Here is a 2484-nt window from a genome sequence, read left to right on the forward strand (position 1 = left end):
TGGGGGCGGAGGGTTGTGGAAGATCACCCGTCCTACCAGGGGCTTTGCCATGCACCCGGCCCGCCACACCGCTCGCGATCATGCTGTGACCAGCAACCTCTCCGCCGCCACTGAAAAAGGTTCAGTGGTAAGTCGCGATCTTGCTGGTGGGGTCCTGGGCATGCAGACGGCCACCGCGTGATCATCGATGTTTGTGAGGACAACCGAAGATCACGTGATGGCCGCTGGGCCCAGCGTAGATGCTGGCCGGTGGCAGCTGATGCTGGAGGATCTACTCGGTCGCCTGGCCTGCAGGTTCGTGCGAGTGGAGACCCGGCGGCGGTTCCGCGGCCTGCTGGCGGGGCTGCTGGCCGAGTTGCCGCGCAAGAATTGCTGGACCATCGCCGAGCACGTCGGGGACCTCAACCCCTACGGGATGCAGTATCTGCTGGGACGGGCGGTGTGGGATGCCGACCAGGTTCGTGATGACCTGCGCACCTACGTCACCGAGCACCTCGGCGGGGCCGATAAGGGGCCGGGGGCGGTGCTGGTGGTGGACGAGACCGGTGATCTGAAGAAGGGCACCGGCACGGCCGGGGTCCAGCGCCAGTACACCGGCACCGCCGGGCGGATCGAAAACAGCCAGGTTGCAGTGTTCATGGCGTATGCGACCGACGCCGGGCACGCCTTCATCGACCGGGAGTTGTACCTGCCGAAGGTCTGGGCCGGCGACGCCGAGCGGCGCGCAGCGGCCCGGGTGCCCGAGGAGGTGACCTTCGCGACCAAACCGGAACTGGCCCGCCGCATGCTCGCCCGTGCCCTGGACGCCGGGGTACCCGCCGGCTGGGTGGCGGCCGATGAGGTCTACGGGCAAAGCCCACGGCTGCGCACCGGGCTGGAGACGCGGGGCATCGGATATGTGCTGGCGGTGGCCTGCGACCACCGCGTCACCGTGGGGATCGGCGTGCGCCGCGCCGATCAGATCGCCGTCGCCGTGCCCAAGCGGGCCTGGCAGAAGCTGCCGGCCGGGGCCGGAGCCACGGGACAGCGCTGGTATGACTGGGCGCTGGTCGGCATCGACCGGGTCGGCCCGGGTTGCCGGTGGCTGCTGATCCGCCGCAACCGCCGCACCCGTGAGCTGGCGTTCTACCGCTGCTACGCGCCCCGGCCGACGCCGTTGCCGGTCCTGGTCACGGTGGCGGGACGCCGCTGGAGGATCGAGGAGGCCTTCCAGGCCGGCAAGGGCCTGTGCGGCCTGGACCAGCACCAGGTCCGCACCTGGAGGTCCTGGTACCGATGGACCACCCTGGCCATGCTCGCCCACGCCTTCCTGACCGCAGCGGCGGTGTCCGAGCACGCTCGCCTCCCGAGCGAGCCCGATCTGATACCGCTCACCCTCGCCGAGGTCCAACGCCTGATGGCCCGACTCACCACTGATCCACCGCCGACCATCGAGCACTGCCGCCACTGGTCACGCTGGCGCCGACGCCATCAAGCCCACGCCCGCACATGCCACTACCAGCGACAACAGACTCAAAGACGCTGAAGATCGCGACTTACCACTGGAGTATTAGGGACTTCCGAAGCTGGCCCACATTTGTGGGTATCACTCCTGGAAAAGTTGCGAGAAATCGCGGCGGATCCAAGCATCACCACGGAAGGGTGATTGCATTGGCGCGTAAGCGTCGAAGCAACAACGGTAGGCACGGACCGAGCTGCCCCTGCCAGCGCTGTGATGAGCGCTGGCCGGAGGACGGCACGGTATCGACGCCGAGCGGCCCGAACCCGCTCCAGGTGGCGGGCACGGCTCTCGGCATCATGGGCGCCGTGGCCGGTACCGGCGCGACCGACCTGGACACGCAGGCCCAGAACTACGGCCAGGACTTCGGCCGCCATCGGGCCAACAGCGAACGCACCGAACGCTCCGCGTCCTACAGGAACGGGACCCTCAACAAGGGGAACCAGACCAGGGGTAACAGCCAGCAGTAGACCAGGTCCGGTCGAACCCTGGCTCCCCGGCCCGCCTGCGCGCCTCAGCGCGCAGGCGGGCTCCACCCATGCGAGATCGACATCATGAAACTTCTCAAGAAAATCACAGGAATCATCTTCTTATTACTAGGGCTGACGCTGGCTGGCCTGGGACTTTATGCCCTTTTCGGAGGGCAGATGCTCGCAGTAGTTCTGATATTGCCGGGCCTCGCTCTCATCTGTGCGAGTATATTGCTCCTTCGGCATGGCAAACTTCGAGACTTCCTTGAAAATATCATCATGTGGTCTTAGTTGCACTTGGTGCAAGCGATTCTTACTTCACGCATGCAAGTGTTTTTTATATAGGGTTGAGGGACTTCCGAGGTCATGCTCGTTATGTGGGCATCCAATCTAGTGTTTCGTATCTGAAGAATGTTTACACCTTTCCTTGGGAGTGGAATAATGACTGTTGTGGAGTTGTCGAAGCAGCAGCGTTCCTCTCTTGAGTCTGTGATCCGCCAGGGGGAATACGACAGA

General features: G+C 64.7%; 3 protein-coding genes. All 3 read left to right on the plus strand.

The annotated features are described in order from the left end of the window. Window positions 1–181 (plus strand): hypothetical protein (locus QSK21_RS35735; protein WP_285702192.1); only part of this gene is annotated, 181 nt, incomplete at its 5' end. 78 nt (window positions 182–259) lie between these two features. After that, window positions 260–1525 (plus strand): IS701 family transposase, encoded by a 1266-nt coding sequence (locus QSK21_RS35740; protein WP_285702193.1) that lies wholly within the window; start codon window positions 260–262, stop codon window positions 1523–1525. Window positions 1526–1806: 281 nt separating this feature from the next. Next, a complete protein-coding gene (locus QSK21_RS35745) occupies window positions 1807–1968 on the plus strand; it encodes a hypothetical protein (RefSeq protein WP_285702194.1) in 162 nt (53 codons plus the stop codon). Window positions 1969–2484: the final 516 nt, after the last annotated feature.

It is taken from the genome of Actinomadura sp. NBRC 104412, assembly GCF_030269515.1.
GTDB lineage: Bacteria > Actinomycetota > Actinomycetes > Streptosporangiales > Streptosporangiaceae > Spirillospora.